Raw genomic sequence first — 16,224 nt, forward strand, 5'->3', positions numbered from 1 at the left:
CCCCCCCCCCCCCCCCCCCCCCGGGTCGGCGCCGCACGCGCCGAAACCGTTATGGCAGAAGGAATTCGATCTGCGCCTCACGCTGCTCTCCGCGCTGTTCTGGTTCGCGCTGGACCAGATCAGCAAATGGATCGTCCTCTACCAGATGGACCTTCTGACCATCGGCGAGATGGAGGTGCTGCCACCGCTGCTCAATTTCCGCATGGGCTGGAACACCGGCGTGAATTTCGGGCTGCTCGCCAACGACGCGAATGCCACCCGCTGGCTGCTGGTGGCGCTGGCCTTCGTGGTCTCGGCCTGGATCCTGTGGTGGTCCAAGCGCATGCAGAAGCGAATCTCGATGATCTCGGCAGGGCTGATCGTGGGCGGGGCCATTGCCAATGCTTTCGACCGGGTGATCTACGGGGCCGTTGCGGACTTTCTCAACACCACCTGCTGCGGGTTCGAAAACCCCTATGCCTTCAACATTGCCGATATCGGCATCTTCATCGGCGCCCTGGGGTTGCTGATCTTCGCCGATGAGAAGAATATCACCCCGTGACGGCGGCAAAAACATGCGCTAAACCCGTCCGCAGAGGAGAAACTGGATGAGCAGGCTTCGTGCAGCGATCGGTGTAGGACTGGTGCTTCTGGCGCTGTCCGCGTGCAGCCGCGGTGATCCGCGCCTGCTGAACCTGCGCGCCGATGGCGACGGGCCGGATGAATTTGCCATCCTGCCAACCCGCCCGCTCGAAATGCCCACCGACATGGCGGCCCTGCCCACGCCCACGCTTGGCGGCAGCAACCTCGCCGATCCCGACCCCGAGGCCGACGTGGCCGCGGCCCTGGGGGGCAATATCAACCGCGCCGCGGGCGGCAGCCAGGGCTTCATCACCTACGTTACACGCTTCGGCATGGCCGCTGGCATCCGCGAAACGCTGGCCGCGGAAGACCTCGAATTCCGCCGCGACAACAATGGTCGCATCCTCGAACGCATCGCCGCCGTGAACGTCTATCACCGCGCCTACCGCTCGATGTCGCTCGACCGCTATGCCGAGCTTGAGCGCATGCGCGCCGCAGGCATCCGCACCCCGGCCGCGCCCCCCGAAGAGATCGGCAATCTCGACTGATCCGCGCCCGGCGCAGGTCCCAATCCCTCACATCCCCGTCACCCGTGCTTGATACGCGCGGCAAAGACCGTATGTCTTTGGGGCATCCGAATTGAGCAAGAGGTTCGTGAATGCTGCGTTTCGCCCTGGCCGCCTGCCTGTGCTGCCTGCCCATCTCTTCGATCGCCCGCGCCGCCGAGGTGACCGAGTTCACGCTCGAAAACGGCATGCAGGCCGTGGTGATCGAGGATCACCGCGCGCCCGTCGTGGTTCACATGCTGTGGTATCGGGTCGGGGCCGCGGATGAACCGCCGGGCCGTTCGGGCATCGCGCATTTCCTCGAACACCTGATGTTCAAGGCCACCGAAACCCTGGAGAACGGAGAGTTCAGCCAGGTCGTCGAGGCCAATGGCGGGTCCGACAATGCCTTCACCAGCTGGGACTACACCGGTTATTTCCAGCGCATCGCGTCGGACCGGCTCGGGCTGATGATGCAGATGGAAGCCGACCGGATGCGCAACCTGCTGCTGACCGATGACGACATCGAAACCGAACGCAGCGTGATCCTCGAAGAACGCGCGCAGCGCACCGATTCCAGCGCAGGCGCCCTTTTCAACGAACAGATGCGCGCCTCGCTCTATCTCGCCCATCCCTACCGCATCCCGATCTCGGGCTGGCGCCACGAAATCGAAACGCTCGGGCGCGAGGACGTGTTTTCCTTCTACCACGACTTCTATTCGCCCGATAACGCGATCCTGATCGTTGCGGGCGACGTGACCCCGGACGAGGTGCGCGCATTGGCCGAGGAACATTACGGCCCCATCGCGCCCTCGGGCGTCGAGCCGCGCGCGCGCCCTGCCGAGCCGCCCCAGATCGCCGATCGCCGCGTCTATTACGAAGATCCCCGGGTGGCCGACCCCTACGTGGTGCGCAGCTACCTCGCCCCCGAACGCGATCCGGGCGATCAGCGCATGGCCGCGGCGCTCACGCTGCTGTCGAACGTCCTCGCCGGGTCGGGGGCCACCGCCGTTCTGCCCCGCGTGCTGCAGGTCGAGGAACAGCGCTCGCTCTATGCCGCCGCCAGCTACAACGGCACCAATCTCGACGATACCAGCTTCTCGCTCTTCAACGTGCCGGTGCCGGGCGTCTCGCTGGAAGAGGCCGAGGCCGATCTTGACCGGGTCATTGCCCAGTTCCTTGAAGACGGCATCGACCCCGAACAGTTCGCCCGCATCCAGTTTCAATGGGAAGCCGAGATGATCTATGCCCAGGACGACGTGGGCGATCTCGCCCGCATGTATGGCGTGGGGCTCACCTCTGGCCTGACGGTCGAGGATATCGAGGCCTGGCCCGGCATCATCGCATCGATCACCCCCGAAGAAGTGATGGAGGCCGCCCGGATGATCTTCACCGAAAGCACCTCGGTCACCGGCTACCTGACCGCCCCCGGCCTGTGAGGAGACATCCCATGTTCCGCACCCTTGCGTTTCTCGCCCTGACCCTGGCCGCCACCCTGCCCGCGCGCGCGCAGGTGGAGATCCAGGAAGTCACCTCGCCCGGCGGCATCACCGCCTGGCTGGTCGAGGATCACTCCATCCCCTTCGTGGCGCTCGATATCCTCTTCGAAGGCGGCACCTCGCTCGACGCACCGGGGCGCCGGGGCGCCACCTACCTGATGACCGGTCTGCTGGAAGAAGGCGCTGCCGACATGGACAACGCGGAATTCGCCGCGGCCTCAGAGGCTCTCGCCGCCTATTTCGGCTTCGACGCCTATCGCGACTCGCTCAACGTCACCGCGCGGATGCTGACCCAGAACCGCGACGAGGCGGTGGATCTTCTGCGCGCCGCGCTGGTCGAGCCGACCTTCGAACAGTCGGCGCTCGACCGGGTCCGCGCGCAGGTGCTCTCGATCATCGACAGCAATGACCACGATCCCTCCGACCTCGCCTCGGCGGCCTTCTACGAACAGACCTTCGGGGATCATCCCTACGGCTCCGAGCACGAGGGCACGCCCGACAGCGTTTCGGCCCTGACGCGCGAGGACATGTTCGCCGCGCATCGCGCGGCCCTTGTGCGCGACCGCGTTTTCGTGGGCGTGTCGGGCGACATCACGCCCGAGGAACTGGGCCCGCTGCTCGACCGCCTTCTTGGCGACCTGCCTCTGTCGAATACCGCCCTGCCGGGCGATGCGCCCTATAACCTTTCGGGCGGCATCACCGTGATCGACTATCCCACCCCGCAATCCACGGCCTTCTTCGGCCATGCCGGGATCGAACGCCACGACCCGGATTTCTTCGCCGCCTACGTGCTGAACCAGATCCTCGGCGGCGGCAATTTCCGGTCCCGCCTGATGCAGGAGGTGCGGGTCGAACGCGGCCTGACCTACGGCATTTCCACCTTCCTCGTGCTCTTCGACCACGGGCCTATGATGCTGGGGCAGTTCTCCTCGTCGAATGACCTCGTCGCCGAGGCCATCGAGGTGCTGCGCTCCGAATGGACCGACGTGGCCGCCAACGGCGTCACCGCCGAGGAACTGGAGGCCGCGCAAACCTACCTGACCGGGGCCTATGCCCTGCGCTTCACGGGCAATGCCACCATCGCCGGGATCCTGTCGGGCATGCAGCTCGACGGCATGCCCATGGACTATATCAACACCCGCAACGATCAGGTCATGGCCGTCACGCTGGAAGACATCGCGCGCGTCGCCGCCCGCCTGATGGACCCCGAGGGGCTTCATGTCGTGGTGGTCGGCCAGCCCGAGGGGCTGGCCAGCGACGGCTGACGGCCCTGCTTGACCTTACCGCACCCGGCCCGCATCGTGCGAGGCCGGAACAATGCGGGGGAACCGGGCAATGACAATCGGCTTCGTGGGCCTGGGCCAGATGGGCGGGCCGATGGCCATGAACCTTGCGCGCAGCTTCGACGTGCTGGCCGCCGACCGCGATCCTGCGGCGCTGGCCCGCGTCGCGGCGGCCGGCGCAACGCCCCTCACCGCGCCCTCGGACCTCGCGCAGGTCGATGCCCTGATCCTCTGCCTGCCCTCCGCGACGGCGGTTGAAGCCGCGCTCTTCGACCGGGACGGGGGCCTTGCCCGCCACCTCGCCCCCGGCACCACCGTCATCGACACTGGCACCTCCGACCACCAGCCGACGCTCGACATGCACAGCCGCCTCGCGGAGATGGGGCTCCGGTCGCTGGACGCGCCGATCTCCGGCATGCAGGCCCGGGCCGAGGACGGGACGCTGACCATGATGGTGGGGGGCGACGCCAAGGTGCTGGCGCAGATGCGCCCCGCCCTGTCCACTATGGCCTCGACCATCCTGCACATGGGCGGGCCCGGCGCCGGGCAACTGACCAAGATGGTCAACAACCTGCTCTTCGACATCAACATCGCCGCGCTTGCGGAAATCCTGCCGATGGCGGTCCGGCTGGGGCTCGACCCCGCGCAGCTGGAACAGGTCGTCAATTCCGGCACCGGGCGCAGCTACGCATCCGAATTCTTCCTGCCCCGCATTCTGCAAGGATCCTTCTCCGAGGGCTACCCGATGAAGGCCGCCTACAAGGACCTTGTCGGCGGGGCCGGGATCACGGCCCGCCACGCGATCCCCGCGCCCCTGCTGGCCGCCGCCACCGCCACCTACCAGCAAGCCCTGCAAGAGGGGCACGGCGACAAGGACAAGGGCGCGATGATGCTGGTCTACGAACGCCTGCTTGGCGTTCGCTTCCGGGCCGGGGCGTCACCGGACGACGCCGACTGATCGGGCACCCGGCTTCGCGTCATGCCGGTCGGCCGGGCTACTCCGCCGGAGGCACGAATTGCGGCGCCATCACAAGCACCGAGGTGTCGGTATTCGTCGCGGCCAGGCGCACCGGCAGGACGGCCTGGTAGTCCGCCGATTCATAAAATCCGGTTGCGGCCTCTTCCGAAGGGAACCGCACGACCACCGTCCAGTTGTGATCGTAGCTGCCCTCGACAACCGTGGCCTCCGGCGTGGCAACCAGCAACTCCCCTCCGGCGGCGAAGATGCCGCCAACCGCGGCAGGGGCGTAGTCGGCGTTGAAACTTTCCCAGTCATTCACCGTGATCGTGGCGATGATGTAAACCGGGTCAGCCAGCGCGGCACCCGGCAAGCCGAATGTGGCCGCTGCAATGGCGGCAGTCAGGGTCTTCTTCATGTCGTGTCCTTTCAAAGAAATGAATGATTTCTCGATGCAGGACCGCTGCAATCAATACCCGGAATACTCGGAAAAACCGACTTCGCTTGGTTCGAGATTGATAGATGCCCTTCCCCCCAAAACCGGGCGATCCTGGCCGCAGCATAGCCAGAGGCGGCCCATGCGTCTAATCTTTCGATAGCGGCGCGTGCAAACCCCCGCGACAGCAAGGCCTCTCGCCACGACGCTCCGCCCAGCCTAAAGCCAGGGCATGAGCGATACCCTGCCCCCATGCCCCGCCTGTTCCTCGGCCTTCACCTACCAGGTGGACGCGCTGCTCAATTGCCCCGAATGCGGCCATGAATGGGCCCCGGGCGAGGACGGCGCCGAGGTGATCCGCGATGCCGTCGGCAACCCGCTCGCCGATGGCGACACGGTCACCGTGATCAAGGATCTCAAGGTCAAGGGCAGCTCGACCGTGGTCAAGGTCGGCACCAAGGTGCGCAACATCCGGCTTGTGGGCGGAGACCATGACATCGACTGCAAGATCCCCGGCATCGGCCCGATGGGCCTGAAGTCGCAATTCGTGAAGAAGGTCTCTGACTGAGGCTCAGGCCGCCGCAGCACCTACCAGCTTCGCCCTGATCCGCTCCGGCACCTGCCGGGCAGACATCGCGCGGGGATAGGGCAGCTCCGCCATTTCCGGCACGTCACCATAAAGCGCCTCGAACTCAGCGTAGTTGTCAAAGACCCGGCGCGAGACATTGTCGATGAACGTTTCGGCAGAGGCGCCGTTGGCGAGGATGATCTCGTGTTCCTCGGTTTCGATATGGTAGACCACATAGGTCTCCCCCATTTCGGCCAAAGGCACGCGCGTAATGGTCGTCCCGTTCACCAGCGCGCCCGCGTGGCAAATGACCCCATCCACCAGCATCCCGTGATCCGCCGTGACGGTCAGGTCAGCCGACGGCACACCCTCGCCCAGCGCGCCCGCCGCAAAGCGCACCGGCATCAGCCGCTCGGCAGGGCCAAAGCGGGTGGAGACTGTCTGGCGGCCGATCCACTTGATTTCAATCGTTTTCCCACAGGAAGCAAGGATGAGCTCACCGCTTTCAAGATCCTGTATCCTCCGTTCGCCTCCCGGAGTTGCGATCATGCTATCAGCAAGAAAACAGACCGGATTGCCAGTCGGAGAAAAATTTTCGGCTTGCTGTGTAGTGCTGCCAGAGCTTGGCATGTTGGCAAGCAGATCGTAATCGGCGGCATTGTATGGGATGAAGTAATCACCAAGAGCGCTGCCCGAAGCGTAAATGGCGTAACTCTGTCCATTTGGCGCGACATAGTAGAAGCCCGTGAATGGCTGGGAAGGAACGATCAGATAGTCCGCAGTGTCACTTCCTCCCCCAGTGTCCAGGTTTCCATCGGCATTGCTGTCCTCAACGAAGTTTGAACCGCCCGCCGATGTCACTGTCCAACTCAGCGTGGACCCGTCGTCAGAGCCTTGCAGCGTTACATAGTGGGAAAAGAACGTTTGAACCATTTCCGCCCTCTGGATTAGTTGCCGGTTCTCTTGACGGTAGCGTCGTCAAGAAACGTTAATCCGCGACTATCAAAGGTCAATATTCTTAATCAAAAGTGCGTTCCGTTTGTTGCGCTGAGTGTCTGCGTATCTCACGCCATTTTTGAAAGCACCAAGACGCGTAGGGTGGGCAGCCCTGCCTGCCACTCGCCATCAGGCCACGGCGCGCGCCGCCAGCTTCGCCCTGATCCACGGGCCCCTTCACTCTTCCCCCCGTCTCGCCTTGTGCCAGGCCTCGCTTTCGGCGATCTGTGCCTCTGTCCATCCCCATTGCGGGCGCTTGCGGGGGCCAGTGTCCTCCTGCTCCTTGAACTGGTCGATGGTCTCGTCCCCGTGCAGCAACCCCATCAGCCGCGCCTGCATGAAGGACTTGAGAACGTCGTTCATCCGGGGGCCGTAGTCGGGGCCTAGGGAGCGGAAGAATTTCAGCACGTCTTCATCCACCCGGATCGTGACCCGCTTCTTCCTGGCCGTGGGCGAGGTCGCGATCCTGATCCAGTCGCTCGGCACGCGACGGTGGATGTAGATGCGGTTGTGCAGGTCGTAGTCGATGCGCGCCATGGCATCGACAAGGTAGTGATGATGTTCCCGCTGCTTGGCGCTCAGCGGTTTGCCATCCAGGTTCATGGCCGGTCCTCGATTTGGGAAAACGGCGGGCAGTCTGACAGCGTTTTCCTAAAATCCCGTTTATCGCCGTTTCGTCTGCACGGGGGGTGTATGGGGGGTGCACAGGGGGTGTACGGGGGGCACCCCCCGTTTTGGGGCGCTTTCCTGATCGCGCCAGATGGGCTAGGGTGACAAAGGTTCAAGAAGCCTCGCGTAAAAGACGAGGCCCAAAATGGCACGCGTATCGAGTAGCAAGTATGGCGAATTACTCCATCTGGATTCTTGAAGAGTCCAACCTCTCCGTCAGCGGCGGCGTCACCCTTGATGGCATCACCCAGGGCAACGGCAGTCACCTTGTCGGCGAAACCATCACGCTGAATTCCGCGGACTGGCTTGAGGTCGACATCAGCGATGCCGGGTCGGATACCAGGTTCGACGACAATGATATGACCCAGCGCCTGGATGGCGCGCAAACCATTGATGGCGTGACATATTCTTCGGGCACCGGGATCGAGGCGGAATACCGGATCATCGTTCAGGACAGTGTCGGCAACAGCTACGAAATCCTCGCCGTGAACGTGCGGAACTCCTCGCCGGCCTTTGGCACGGTGGAGGGTATCGCCCTCGTCGGCCCGCCCCAGGCCTGGCCCCCCGTCGGGGAACCGTTGACGGTCCTTGGGGCCACTGAGGGGCCGGGACGTTCGGGCCAGGCGCCGATTGACGTGGTCGATCTGGTCGTGCCCTGTTTCACCCCCGGAACCCTGATCGACACGCCCTCCGGCCCGGTCCCCGTCGAGCACCTGGCCGTCGGCGACCTCGTCAAAACCCTCGACCACCCCCCCCAACCCATCCGCTGGATCGGCAAGGTTGTTCTCAGCCTGGGCCAGCTGCTGGCCGATCCTTCCCTGCGTCCCGTCCAGCTGCGCAAGGGCGCGCTTGGGCACGGTCGCCCGGCCAGGGACATGGCCTTGTCTCCGCAGCATCGCCTGCTGGTAAGCGGGCGAACGCTTCCGCTTCTTTTCGGGGAAACCGAGGTGCTGGTGGCGGCCAAGGACCTGCTCGACCGCGATGGGTTCAGTCAGCCGATTCCGGACCAAGGCGTCACCTACATTCACTTCATGTTCGATCGCCATGAAATCGTCTTCGCCGATGGCCTGGCCGCCGAGAGTTTTCGACCAGGACCAATGACGTTGCCGGCATTGCCTGATGCCAGCCGGGACGAACTCCTGCGGCTCTTTCCGGAACTGGCTTGCCCAGATGCGAGCGCTCCCGCCCCTGCGCGGCTTCTGCTCAAACGGTGGGAAGCAGCCCTGCTCTGACCGGGTCTCGGCACGGGGCCGCCCTTTCCCACCCCCCGGCGCAAGCGACGTTTCCGAATCGTTCCGAGCCATGCTATCTGTTGTGGCATGGCCATCCCTGACCCCAAGATAGGCGAAAACCGCCCGGTTATCCGTCAGTTGGACGAAACCGTGGTCAATCGCATTGCCGCAGGTGAGGTGGTGGAACGGCCGGCTTCCGCCGTGAAGGAACTGGTCGAAAACGCCATCGATTCCGGGGCCGATCGCATCACGGTCGAGGTTGCCAATGGCGGCAAGAGCCTGATCCGGGTCATCGACAATGGCTGTGGCATGGGGGCAGAAGACCTGCCGCTCGCCCTGGCTCGTCACGCGACGTCGAAGATCGACGGTTCCGACCTTCTGAACATTCACTCCTTCGGCTTCCGGGGCGAGGCGCTGCCCTCGCTCGGTTCGGTCGGCCGACTGGTGATCACCAGCCGTTCCGAGGCCGGGGGGGAAGCCCATTCCATCGCCGTGACCGGCGGGCGGCATTCCGTGGTGCGGCCAGCGGCCCTGTCGGGCGGAACCGTGGTCGAACTGCGAGACCTCTTCTTCGCGACGCCTGCCAGGCTCAAGTTCCTGCGCACCGATCGGGCAGAGATGCAGGCAATCACCGACGTGGTCAAACGCCTTGCCATGGCCGAGCCTGCCGTGGGCTTTACCCTGCGCGACATGACCGATGGACAGAACCGGGTGCTGTTCCGCGCTGACCCGGAACAGGGTGAGCTGTTCGATGCCCTTGGGGCGCGGCTTGGCCAGGTCATGGGTCGTGACTTCATCGAGAACGCCCTGCCCATCGAAGCCGAGCGCGAAGGCGTGCGGCTGGTCGGCTATGCGGCCCTACCCACCTATTCGCGCGGCGCGGCAACGGCGCAGTACCTCTTCGTCAATGGCAGGCCCGTGAAGGACAAGCTGCTGGTGGGTGCGCTGCGCGGGGCCTATGCCGATTTTCTCAGTCGAGACCGCCATCCGGCAGTGGCCCTGTTCGTGGATTGCCCGCCGGAACGCGTCGACGTGAACGTTCACCCGGCCAAGGCCGAGGTCCGGTTCCGCGAACCCGGCGTCGTGCGCGGACTGATCGTTTCGGCCCTGCGTCATGCCCTGGCCGAAGCGGGGCACCGCGCGTCCACGACCGTGGCAGACGCAACACTTGGTGCTTTCCGGCCAGAGCCCGGTCCGGCGCGGGTCTACCAGATGGACAGGCCCTCTCAGGGCGCCCTTCGTGCCGCGCGCGACTGGCAGGCCCCAAGCCCCGGCTTTGCCGAGGGGCCTGCGGATTTCACCTCGACCTCGGCGCGGGTGGAACCTGTCGAGGAGACGCCCGAGGCCACCCGGCATCCGCTTGGCGCGGCCCGGGCGCAGGTGCATGAAAACTACATCATCGCGCAGACCGAAACCGGGATGGTGATCGTCGACCAGCATGCCGCGCATGAACGGCTGGTCTATGAAAAGCTCAAGCGCCAGATGTCGGAAAACGGGGTCGCATCGCAGGCGCTCCTGATCCCCGAGATCGTGACCCTGGGAGACAACGACGCCGGGGCGCTTCTGGAACTGGCCGATGACCTCGCCCGGCTTGGGCTTGTGCTGGAACCCTTCGGGCCGGGCACCATCGCCGTGCAGGCCACGCCCGCGATCCTCGGCCCCGTGAATGCCGAGGCGATGCTGCGCGACATCCTCGACGAGTTGGACGAACTGGGCGAAAGCCTGACCTTGCAGGCCCGGATCGAAGCGATCCTGTCCCGCGTCGCCTGCCACGGGTCGATCCGCTCGGGCCGGCAAATGCGCGCGGAGGAGATGAACGCCCTCCTGCGCGAGATGGAGGCCACCCCCCATTCGGGCCAGTGCAACCACGGACGCCCGACCTATGTGGAGCTCAAGCTCTCTGACATCGAAAGGCTTTTCGGGCGCACATGATCCAGCTTGGCGAGACCCAGATCGACCTGTCCGACCCCCTGACCCTGCTTGCCCTTGGCGGGGCTGCGGTGGTTCTGCTGCTGCTCATCCTCGTGCTGCGCTCGGCGTCGGCCGCGAACAGGACCGCCCGCGCGATGGAGCCGCTTGCGCAGCAGATGGGTGCCCTGGGCAACCGGGTGCAGTCGCTCTCTGACGGTCAGCACCAACTGGCGGGTGGCATCAGCCATGTCAGCGAACTTCAGGCACGGTCCCAGGCACAGATGCTGGAAGTGATGGAGCGGCGACTGGAAGAGGTGCAGAAAAGCATGGGCGAAACCCTGCACGGCACCTCGACCCGCACGGCGCGCAGCCTTGGTGAATTGCAGCAGCGGCTGGAACAGATCGATAAGGCGCAGGCCAAGATTGAGAAGCTGTCGGGCGATGTGCTGGGATTGCAGGACATCCTGTCGAACAAGCAGACGCGCGGAGCGTTCGGGGAAATTCAGCTCAACGACATCGTGCACAAGGCGCTGCCGCCGGACAGCTACACCTTGCAGGCGACCATGCCCAACGGACGCCGCGCCGACTGCCTGATCCACCTGCCCAAGCCGCCGGGGCCGATCGTGATCGACTCCAAGTTTCCGCTGGAGCCCTACGAGGCGCTTCGCCGGGCCCAGAACCAGCGAGAGGCCGACGAGGCAGCGCGTGCCCTGCGCACCGCGGTGCGCGGCCATATCAAGGCAATTTCCGAGCGCTACATCATCGACGGGGAAACTGCTGACGGGGCGCTCATGTTCCTGCCCTCCGAAGCCGTCTACGCGGAACTGCATGCCAACTTCCCCGAACTGGTCCGCGAAGGCTTCGCCGCACGGGTCTGGATCGTGTCGCCCACCACCTGCATGGCCACGCTGAATACCATGCGCGCGGTGCTGAAGGATGCGCGCATGCGCGAGCAGGCCGGCGCGATCCGCAAGCAGTTGGCGATGCTGCATCGGGACGTGGAGCTGGTGGTGGAACGCGTGGGCAAGCTGACCACCCATTTCGGGCAGGCTCGCAAGGATCTCGACGATATCAGCACGGCGGCCGAGCGCGCGGGCAAGCGGGCAACGCGGCTGGACAGCTTCGATTTCGAGGAACTGGGCGGCAAGGACGAGGCCGAGGTCGTACCCCTGCCCCGCCGATAGGCGGGAAAAATCTTGCCGAAGATTTTTCCCGGATTTTTCGAAAAAATCCGGCCCGCTCCTAGCGGGTGAAGCAATCGTTCAGAATTGCGGCCAAACCCTCTGCATCGGCTTCGGTGAACGCGTCGGGCTTGTCGCTGTCGATATCGAGCACCGCGATGATGTCGCCTTGGCTGTTCCGGACCGGAAGGACGAGCTCTGACCGGGTGGAGGAGGCGCAGGCGATATGGCCCGGAAAGGCATCCACATCGGGAACCAGCTGCACCTCTCCCGTTCGCGCGGCGGCCCCGCAGACGCCCCGGTCAAAGGGAATTTGCAGGCAGCCGTGGCCACCCTGGTAGGGGCCGATCTTGAGCAGCCCTGGCTCCGTGACGCGGTAGAATCCTGTCCAGTCGAACCGCTCATCCGCGTGATGCAGCTCGCACACGATGGTTGCCATGAGTGCGACCTCATCGGTTTCGCCGTTGGTCAGGGCCGCGATGGTCCGTGCGAGACTCGTGTAATCCAGGGACATGGAGGCTCCGTCAGCTGGGTTGGTGTTTCGCCGCCTTCGGCGACGACCCGCCGGGGGGCCAGCCCCCCGGACCCCCCGGGATACTTGGGGAACAATGAAGGGATCAGGGGCGCTCGATCGCGATGGCCGTGCCCTCGCCGCCTCCGATGCAGATCGCAGCGATGCCGCGTTTGAGGCCCCGCTTTTCAAGCGCATTGAGAAGCGTGACCATGATCCTTGTGCCCGAGGCCCCGATTGGGTGACCGAGCGCGCAGGCCCCGCCATTCACGTTCACCTTGTCATGCGGCAGGCCCATCTTGTGCATGAACGCCATCGGAACGACGGCAAAGGCTTCGTTGACCTCCCACAGGTCCACATCCTCCTTGGACCATCCAAGCCGCGCCAGCAGCTTTTCTGCGGCCGGCACGGGTGCCGTGGTAAACCAACCGGGTTCCTGCGCGTGGCTGGCGTGGCCCAGGATACGGGCCCGGATGGGCAGGCCCTTGGCCGTTGCCACGCTTTCGCGGGCCAGGACCAGGGCCGCCGCACCATCTGAGATCGAAGAGGAATTCGCCGGCGTCACCGTGCCATCCTTGCGGAAAGCCGGCTTGAGCTGGGGGATCTTCTCGGGGCGCGCCTTGGCGGGCTGTTCGTCCTCGGCCACAACTGTCCAGCCTTCGTGCGCGCCGGCGGTAACGGACCGGTCGCCATAGCGACCGCCGATCGACACCGGTGTCACTTCATCGGAGAATGCCCCGGATGCCTGCGCGTCGAGCGCGCGCGAGAGAGAGGCGAGCGCATAGCTGTCCTGGGCTTCGCGCGTGAACTGGAACGCTTCGGCACAATCCTCGGCGAAGGTGCCCATCAGGCGGCCCTTGTCATAGGCGTCTTCCAGCCCGTCAAGAAACATGTGGTCCACGGTGCGCCCGTGACCGATGCGGGCACCGCCCCGCATTTGCGGCAAGAGGTAGGGGGCCTCGGTCATGCTCTCCATTCCACCGGCCACCATCAGGTCGGTCTGGCCGAGCGCAAGCTGGTCATAGGCGATCATCGCCGCCTTCATGCCCGAGCCGCACATCTTGTTGAGCGTGGTCGCGGGCACGGACTGACCCAGACCGGCCTTGAAACCGGCCTGGCGCGCGGGAGCCTGGCCCTGGCCTGCCGGCAGAACGCAGCCCATCAGCAGTTCCTGCACATCGTCGGGGGATGCACCGGACTGCTCCAGGGCGGCCTTGATGGCCGCTCCGCCAAGATCGGAAGCCGAAACGCCAGCGAAACAGCCCTGGAACCCGCCCATGGGTGTGCGAGATGCCCCGCAGATGACCACCTGATCCATAGAATTCTCCCTTCTTTCGTCGCGCCCTTCGATACCGTTTGGAAAGGATTGCCGTCTAGGGTCATTTGCACTCAGGCAAAAAAGGAGAGCCCATGGATATCAGGTTGGAGGCTCGGGGTGAGGTGGCCCTTTTGCATGTGGTCCCTGACCGGATCGACGCCTCGGTTGCGATCCAGTTCAAGGATCGGTTCCGCGAATTGATCCGCGACTGGACCGGCCCGGTGGTGCTGGACCTGCAAAACGTGGTGTTCCTGGACAGCTCGGGCCTGGGGGCGGTGGTGGCCGCCCGCAAGTTGCTTGGCGAGGGACGCCAACTCGCCCTTTCGGGGCTAAGCCCCGCCGTGGACAAGGTGATGCGCCTGACCCGGATGAATGCTGTCTTTCCCATCCATGAGGATGTGGATGCAGCCCTCGCCGCGCACGGGGTCAAGCCCGCGGCATGAGGGGGCTGATGACCTCTACGCTTGGGGGCGGCTTTCTTCCGCCCGATCCTATCGGCTGGAGCTGTCAGCGCAGCTTCACGGCGCGGCCGGAGGTTGTCACCCGGGAACTGGTCGGGCTGAACCAGACACTGGTTCAACTGGGACTGCCCACCGGTCAGCTCTTTGCCCTGGAACTGGTGCTTGCCGAAGCCTTGAACAACGTGGTGGAGCATGCCTATCGAGACCAGGGGCACGGGCGGATCGAGATGGATATCGCCGTCTGGTTCAATTCCATTCACTGCACGTTGCGGGATTGGGGAGCGCCCATGCCAAATGGATGCCTGCCCCCTGCACGGCGGCACGCGCCGGACAAGCTGGATGTGCAGGCGCTTCCGGAAGGGGGATTCGGATGGGCCCTGATCCGCGACATGACCCGTGACCTGACCTATCGGCGCCAGGGTCGCATGAACCGGCTGAGCTTCGTGATTGACCTTGATATGGAAACAGTTCCTCCGCTGTGAGCCAACTGGTGCAGGATTTGATTAACCAGTCTCGAAAAAGCCCCAATCACTCCGTCACGCTGCCGGGAATCTCACGCAGAACGGTCGGGTAGCTGCAATGGCTTCCCTCGGCGCCGTGTCTAAAAGCCCCCACCCAGTGGCGCGGTGCCGAGGTACATTGCCCTTCCCCCAAACATTGGCCCCCTTGCCACCGCCCCGGTTTGCCCTACCGTAGCGCCGAAAGAACAAGAGGGATCAGGATGCGCGATTTTCATCTTCCAGGGCGCTCGGCAGTCTTTGCAGAAAATGGCATGTGCGCCACGTCCCATCCGCTGGCGGCCAAGGTGGCCCTGAACCTGCTGGAACAGGGTGGGAACGCGGTGGATGCCGCCATTGGCGCTGCTGTTCTGCTGGGGTTCTGCGAACCGCAGATGACCGGAATTGGCGGGGACTGCTTTGCCCTTATCAAGCGCCCCGAGAGCGACGACATCATCGGTCTGAACGGATCTGGCCGGGCACCGGCGGGCCTGTCGGCAGACACTTTGCGCGCGGATGGACACAGCGCCATGCCGCGGCAGCATGTTGCGGCCATCACCATTCCAGGTGCGGTCGATGCGTTCTGCCGCCTGCACGGCGATCACGGCAAGCTGGACCTGGGCCAGGTTCTGACCCCGGCCATCCGATACGCCGAGGACGGTGTTCCGATCGCGCCGCGCGTGGCTTTCGATGTTCTGGAAAGCGGTCCCAAGCTTCAGGGGGCCGCGAAAGATCACTTCCTGATCGGCGGACAGATTCCTGCCCTCGGCCAGGTATTCCGCGCCCCCGGCCAGGCGGAGGTTCTGCGCCGGATCGCAAAAGACGGGCGTAAGGCCTTCTACGAAGGGGAAATCGCGGCCGATATGCTGGCCTCTCTCCGGGCGCTTGGCGGGACCCATACCGAGGAAGATTTTGCCGCCACCGCCTGTGACTACGTCACGCCGCTGAAGAACCCCTACAAGGGGGCCGAACTGGTCGAACTGCCGCCCAATGGACAGGGCGCTACGGCGATGCTGCTGACCAATATCCTGTCCCATTTCGACCTGCCTGCGATGGACCCGTTCGGCGCAGATCGGCTGCATATCGAGGCAGAGGCCACCAAGCTGGCTTATGATGCGCGCAACAGGTTCATAGCGGATGCCGATCATTGCACGCGGCTTGCGCATATGCTGGCCCCTGAAACGGCGACCAGTCTGGCTGCATTGATTGATCCAAAACGGGCCATGGCCGACCCCAAACCGCTGACCGAAACGGTGCACCGTGAAACCATCTATATCACCGTGGTGGATCGCGACCGGATGGCGGTATCACTGATCTACTCGATCTTCGATGGATATGGGTCGGGACTGGCCAGCGACAGGTTTGGCATTCTCTTCCACAACCGCGGCGCGGGCTTCTCGCTGGAGCAGGGCCACCCGAACGAAGCCGGCGGCGGCAAGCGCCCCATGCACACGATCATCCCCGGCATGTTGCGAGAGGCTGATGGCTCGCTGATGCCCTTCGGTGTCATGGGCGGGGCCTACCAGGCGACGGGTCATGCCCGCTTCGTCACCAACACGGTGGATTTCGGGCTGCACCCGCAAGCCGCCATCGACGCC

17 protein-coding genes are annotated in these 16,224 nt (G+C 64.6%); 12 read left to right on the top strand and 5 right to left on the bottom strand.

The genetic code is table 11. The features are described from left to right. The 5 genes from lspA to ACEQXV_RS08710 form a co-directional block, all read left to right on the top strand. Positions 1-541 (top strand): signal peptidase II (gene lspA, locus ACEQXV_RS08690; protein WP_370268786.1); only part of this gene is annotated, 541 nt, incomplete at its 5' end. Between the two features lie 46 nt (positions 542-587). Then, complete coding sequence (locus ACEQXV_RS08695) at positions 588-1,109, top strand: DUF3035 domain-containing protein (protein WP_370268788.1); 522 nt, start codon at positions 588-590, stop codon at positions 1,107-1,109. A 110-nt stretch (positions 1,110-1,219) separates the two neighbouring features. Beyond that, a complete protein-coding gene (locus tag ACEQXV_RS08700; RefSeq protein WP_370268790.1) occupies positions 1,220-2,545 on the top strand; it encodes a M16 family metallopeptidase in 1,326 nt (441 codons plus the stop codon). Between the two features lie 11 nt (positions 2,546-2,556). Then, complete coding sequence (locus tag ACEQXV_RS08705) at positions 2,557-3,870, top strand: M16 family metallopeptidase (protein WP_370268792.1); 1,314 nt, start codon at positions 2,557-2,559, stop codon at positions 3,868-3,870. 70 nt (positions 3,871-3,940) lie between these two features. After that, on the top strand, positions 3,941-4,846 hold the full coding sequence (locus ACEQXV_RS08710) for an NAD(P)-dependent oxidoreductase (protein WP_370268794.1): 906 nt from the start codon (positions 3,941-3,943) through the stop codon (positions 4,844-4,846). Positions 4,847-4,883: 37 nt separating this feature from the next. On the opposite strand, the gene ACEQXV_RS08715 is transcribed toward ACEQXV_RS08710, so the two are convergent. Continuing rightward, the gene (locus ACEQXV_RS08715; RefSeq protein ID WP_370251691.1) at positions 4,884-5,264 is read right to left on the bottom strand and encodes a DUF1330 domain-containing protein; all 381 of its coding nucleotides are present in this window, start codon (positions 5,262-5,264) and stop codon (positions 4,884-4,886) included. Positions 5,265-5,514: 250 nt separating this feature from the next. Between ACEQXV_RS08715 and ACEQXV_RS08720 the strand changes: the two genes are divergently transcribed. After that, positions 5,515-5,850 (top strand): zinc ribbon domain-containing protein YjdM, encoded by a 336-nt coding sequence (locus ACEQXV_RS08720; RefSeq protein ID WP_370251689.1) that lies wholly within the window; start codon positions 5,515-5,517, stop codon positions 5,848-5,850. A 3-nt stretch (positions 5,851-5,853) separates the two neighbouring features. On the opposite strand, the gene ACEQXV_RS08725 is transcribed toward ACEQXV_RS08720, so the two are convergent. After that, complete coding sequence (locus ACEQXV_RS08725) at positions 5,854-6,783, bottom strand: Hint domain-containing protein (protein WP_370268795.1); 930 nt, start codon at positions 6,781-6,783, stop codon at positions 5,854-5,856. 240 nt (positions 6,784-7,023) lie between these two features. Next, on the bottom strand, positions 7,024-7,449 hold the full coding sequence (locus ACEQXV_RS08730; protein WP_370251687.1) for a BrnA antitoxin family protein: 426 nt from the start codon (positions 7,447-7,449) through the stop codon (positions 7,024-7,026). Positions 7,450-7,685: 236 nt separating this feature from the next. On the opposite strand from ACEQXV_RS08730, the gene ACEQXV_RS08735 reads away from it, so the two are divergent. From ACEQXV_RS08735 to ACEQXV_RS08745, 3 genes are all read left to right on the top strand, one after another. Then, entirely contained in the window at positions 7,686-8,747 is a 1,062-nt protein-coding gene (locus ACEQXV_RS08735) for a Hint domain-containing protein (RefSeq protein ID WP_370268797.1), read from the top strand. An 87-nt stretch (positions 8,748-8,834) separates the two neighbouring features. Next, on the top strand, positions 8,835-10,679 hold the full coding sequence (mutL, locus tag ACEQXV_RS08740; protein ID WP_370268798.1) for a DNA mismatch repair endonuclease MutL: 1,845 nt from the start codon (positions 8,835-8,837) through the stop codon (positions 10,677-10,679). Continuing rightward, the gene (locus ACEQXV_RS08745; RefSeq protein ID WP_370268800.1) at positions 10,676-11,842 is read left to right on the top strand and encodes a DNA recombination protein RmuC; all 1,167 of its coding nucleotides are present in this window, start codon (positions 10,676-10,678) and stop codon (positions 11,840-11,842) included. The genes mutL and ACEQXV_RS08745 overlap by 4 nt, the downstream gene beginning before the upstream one ends. Before the next feature lie 58 nt (positions 11,843-11,900). On the opposite strand, the gene ACEQXV_RS08750 is transcribed toward ACEQXV_RS08745, so the two are convergent. Further along, positions 11,901-12,353 carry a GAF domain-containing protein gene (locus tag ACEQXV_RS08750; RefSeq protein ID WP_370251871.1) on the bottom strand — a complete coding sequence of 151 codons (453 nt, stop codon included), beginning with the start codon at positions 12,351-12,353 and terminating at the stop codon, positions 11,901-11,903. Positions 12,354-12,456: 103 nt separating this feature from the next. After that, positions 12,457-13,668, bottom strand: coding sequence for an acetyl-CoA C-acyltransferase (locus ACEQXV_RS08755; protein ID WP_370268802.1), 1,212 nt, complete (start codon positions 13,666-13,668; stop codon positions 12,457-12,459). A 92-nt stretch (positions 13,669-13,760) separates the two neighbouring features. Between ACEQXV_RS08755 and ACEQXV_RS08760 the strand changes: the two genes are divergently transcribed. The 3 genes from ACEQXV_RS08760 to ACEQXV_RS08770 form a co-directional block, all read left to right on the top strand. Continuing rightward, on the top strand, positions 13,761-14,111 hold the full coding sequence (locus ACEQXV_RS08760) for an STAS domain-containing protein (protein WP_370251868.1): 351 nt from the start codon (positions 13,761-13,763) through the stop codon (positions 14,109-14,111). Between the two features lie 8 nt (positions 14,112-14,119). Beyond that, positions 14,120-14,611, top strand: a complete 492-nt coding sequence (locus ACEQXV_RS08765; protein WP_370268804.1) for an ATP-binding protein — start codon at positions 14,120-14,122, stop codon at positions 14,609-14,611. Positions 14,612-14,850: 239 nt separating this feature from the next. Further along, on the top strand, positions 14,851-16,224 hold a 1,374-nt coding region (locus ACEQXV_RS08770), incomplete at its 3' end, for a gamma-glutamyltransferase family protein (RefSeq protein WP_370268805.1).

This window comes from Nioella sp. (assembly GCF_964229645.1).
Taxonomy (GTDB): domain Bacteria; phylum Pseudomonadota; class Alphaproteobacteria; order Rhodobacterales; family Rhodobacteraceae; genus Nioella.

What these genes read in the sequence shown, in the direction of transcription:
- ACEQXV_RS08715 (WP_370251691.1), bottom strand. Translation starts at nt 5,264, where the DNA reads ATGAAGAAGACCCTGACTGCCGCCATTGCAGCGGCCACATTCGGCTTG.
- ACEQXV_RS08725 (WP_370268795.1), bottom strand. Translation starts at nt 6,783, where the DNA reads ATGGTTCAAACGTTCTTTTCCCACTATGTAACGCTGCAAGGCTCTGAC.
- ACEQXV_RS08765 (WP_370268804.1), top strand. Translation starts at nt 14,120, where the DNA reads ATGACCTCTACGCTTGGGGGCGGCTTTCTTCCGCCCGATCCTATCGGC.
- ACEQXV_RS08760 (WP_370251868.1), top strand. Translation starts at nt 13,761, where the DNA reads ATGGATATCAGGTTGGAGGCTCGGGGTGAGGTGGCCCTTTTGCATGTG.
- ACEQXV_RS08720 (WP_370251689.1), top strand. Translation starts at nt 5,515, where the DNA reads ATGAGCGATACCCTGCCCCCATGCCCCGCCTGTTCCTCGGCCTTCACC.
- ACEQXV_RS08700 (WP_370268790.1), top strand. Translation starts at nt 1,220, where the DNA reads ATGCTGCGTTTCGCCCTGGCCGCCTGCCTGTGCTGCCTGCCCATCTCT.
- ACEQXV_RS08735 (WP_370268797.1), top strand. Translation starts at nt 7,686, where the DNA reads ATGGCGAATTACTCCATCTGGATTCTTGAAGAGTCCAACCTCTCCGTC.
- mutL (WP_370268798.1), top strand. Translation starts at nt 8,835, where the DNA reads ATGGCCATCCCTGACCCCAAGATAGGCGAAAACCGCCCGGTTATCCGT.
- ACEQXV_RS08750 (WP_370251871.1), bottom strand. Translation starts at nt 12,353, where the DNA reads ATGTCCCTGGATTACACGAGTCTCGCACGGACCATCGCGGCCCTGACC.
- ACEQXV_RS08730 (WP_370251687.1), bottom strand. Translation starts at nt 7,449, where the DNA reads ATGAACCTGGATGGCAAACCGCTGAGCGCCAAGCAGCGGGAACATCAT.
- ACEQXV_RS08745 (WP_370268800.1), top strand. Translation starts at nt 10,676, where the DNA reads ATGATCCAGCTTGGCGAGACCCAGATCGACCTGTCCGACCCCCTGACC.
- ACEQXV_RS08695 (WP_370268788.1), top strand. Translation starts at nt 588, where the DNA reads ATGAGCAGGCTTCGTGCAGCGATCGGTGTAGGACTGGTGCTTCTGGCG.
- ACEQXV_RS08755 (WP_370268802.1), bottom strand. Translation starts at nt 13,668, where the DNA reads ATGGATCAGGTGGTCATCTGCGGGGCATCTCGCACACCCATGGGCGGG.
- ACEQXV_RS08705 (WP_370268792.1), top strand. Translation starts at nt 2,557, where the DNA reads ATGTTCCGCACCCTTGCGTTTCTCGCCCTGACCCTGGCCGCCACCCTG.
- ACEQXV_RS08710 (WP_370268794.1), top strand. Translation starts at nt 3,941, where the DNA reads ATGACAATCGGCTTCGTGGGCCTGGGCCAGATGGGCGGGCCGATGGCC.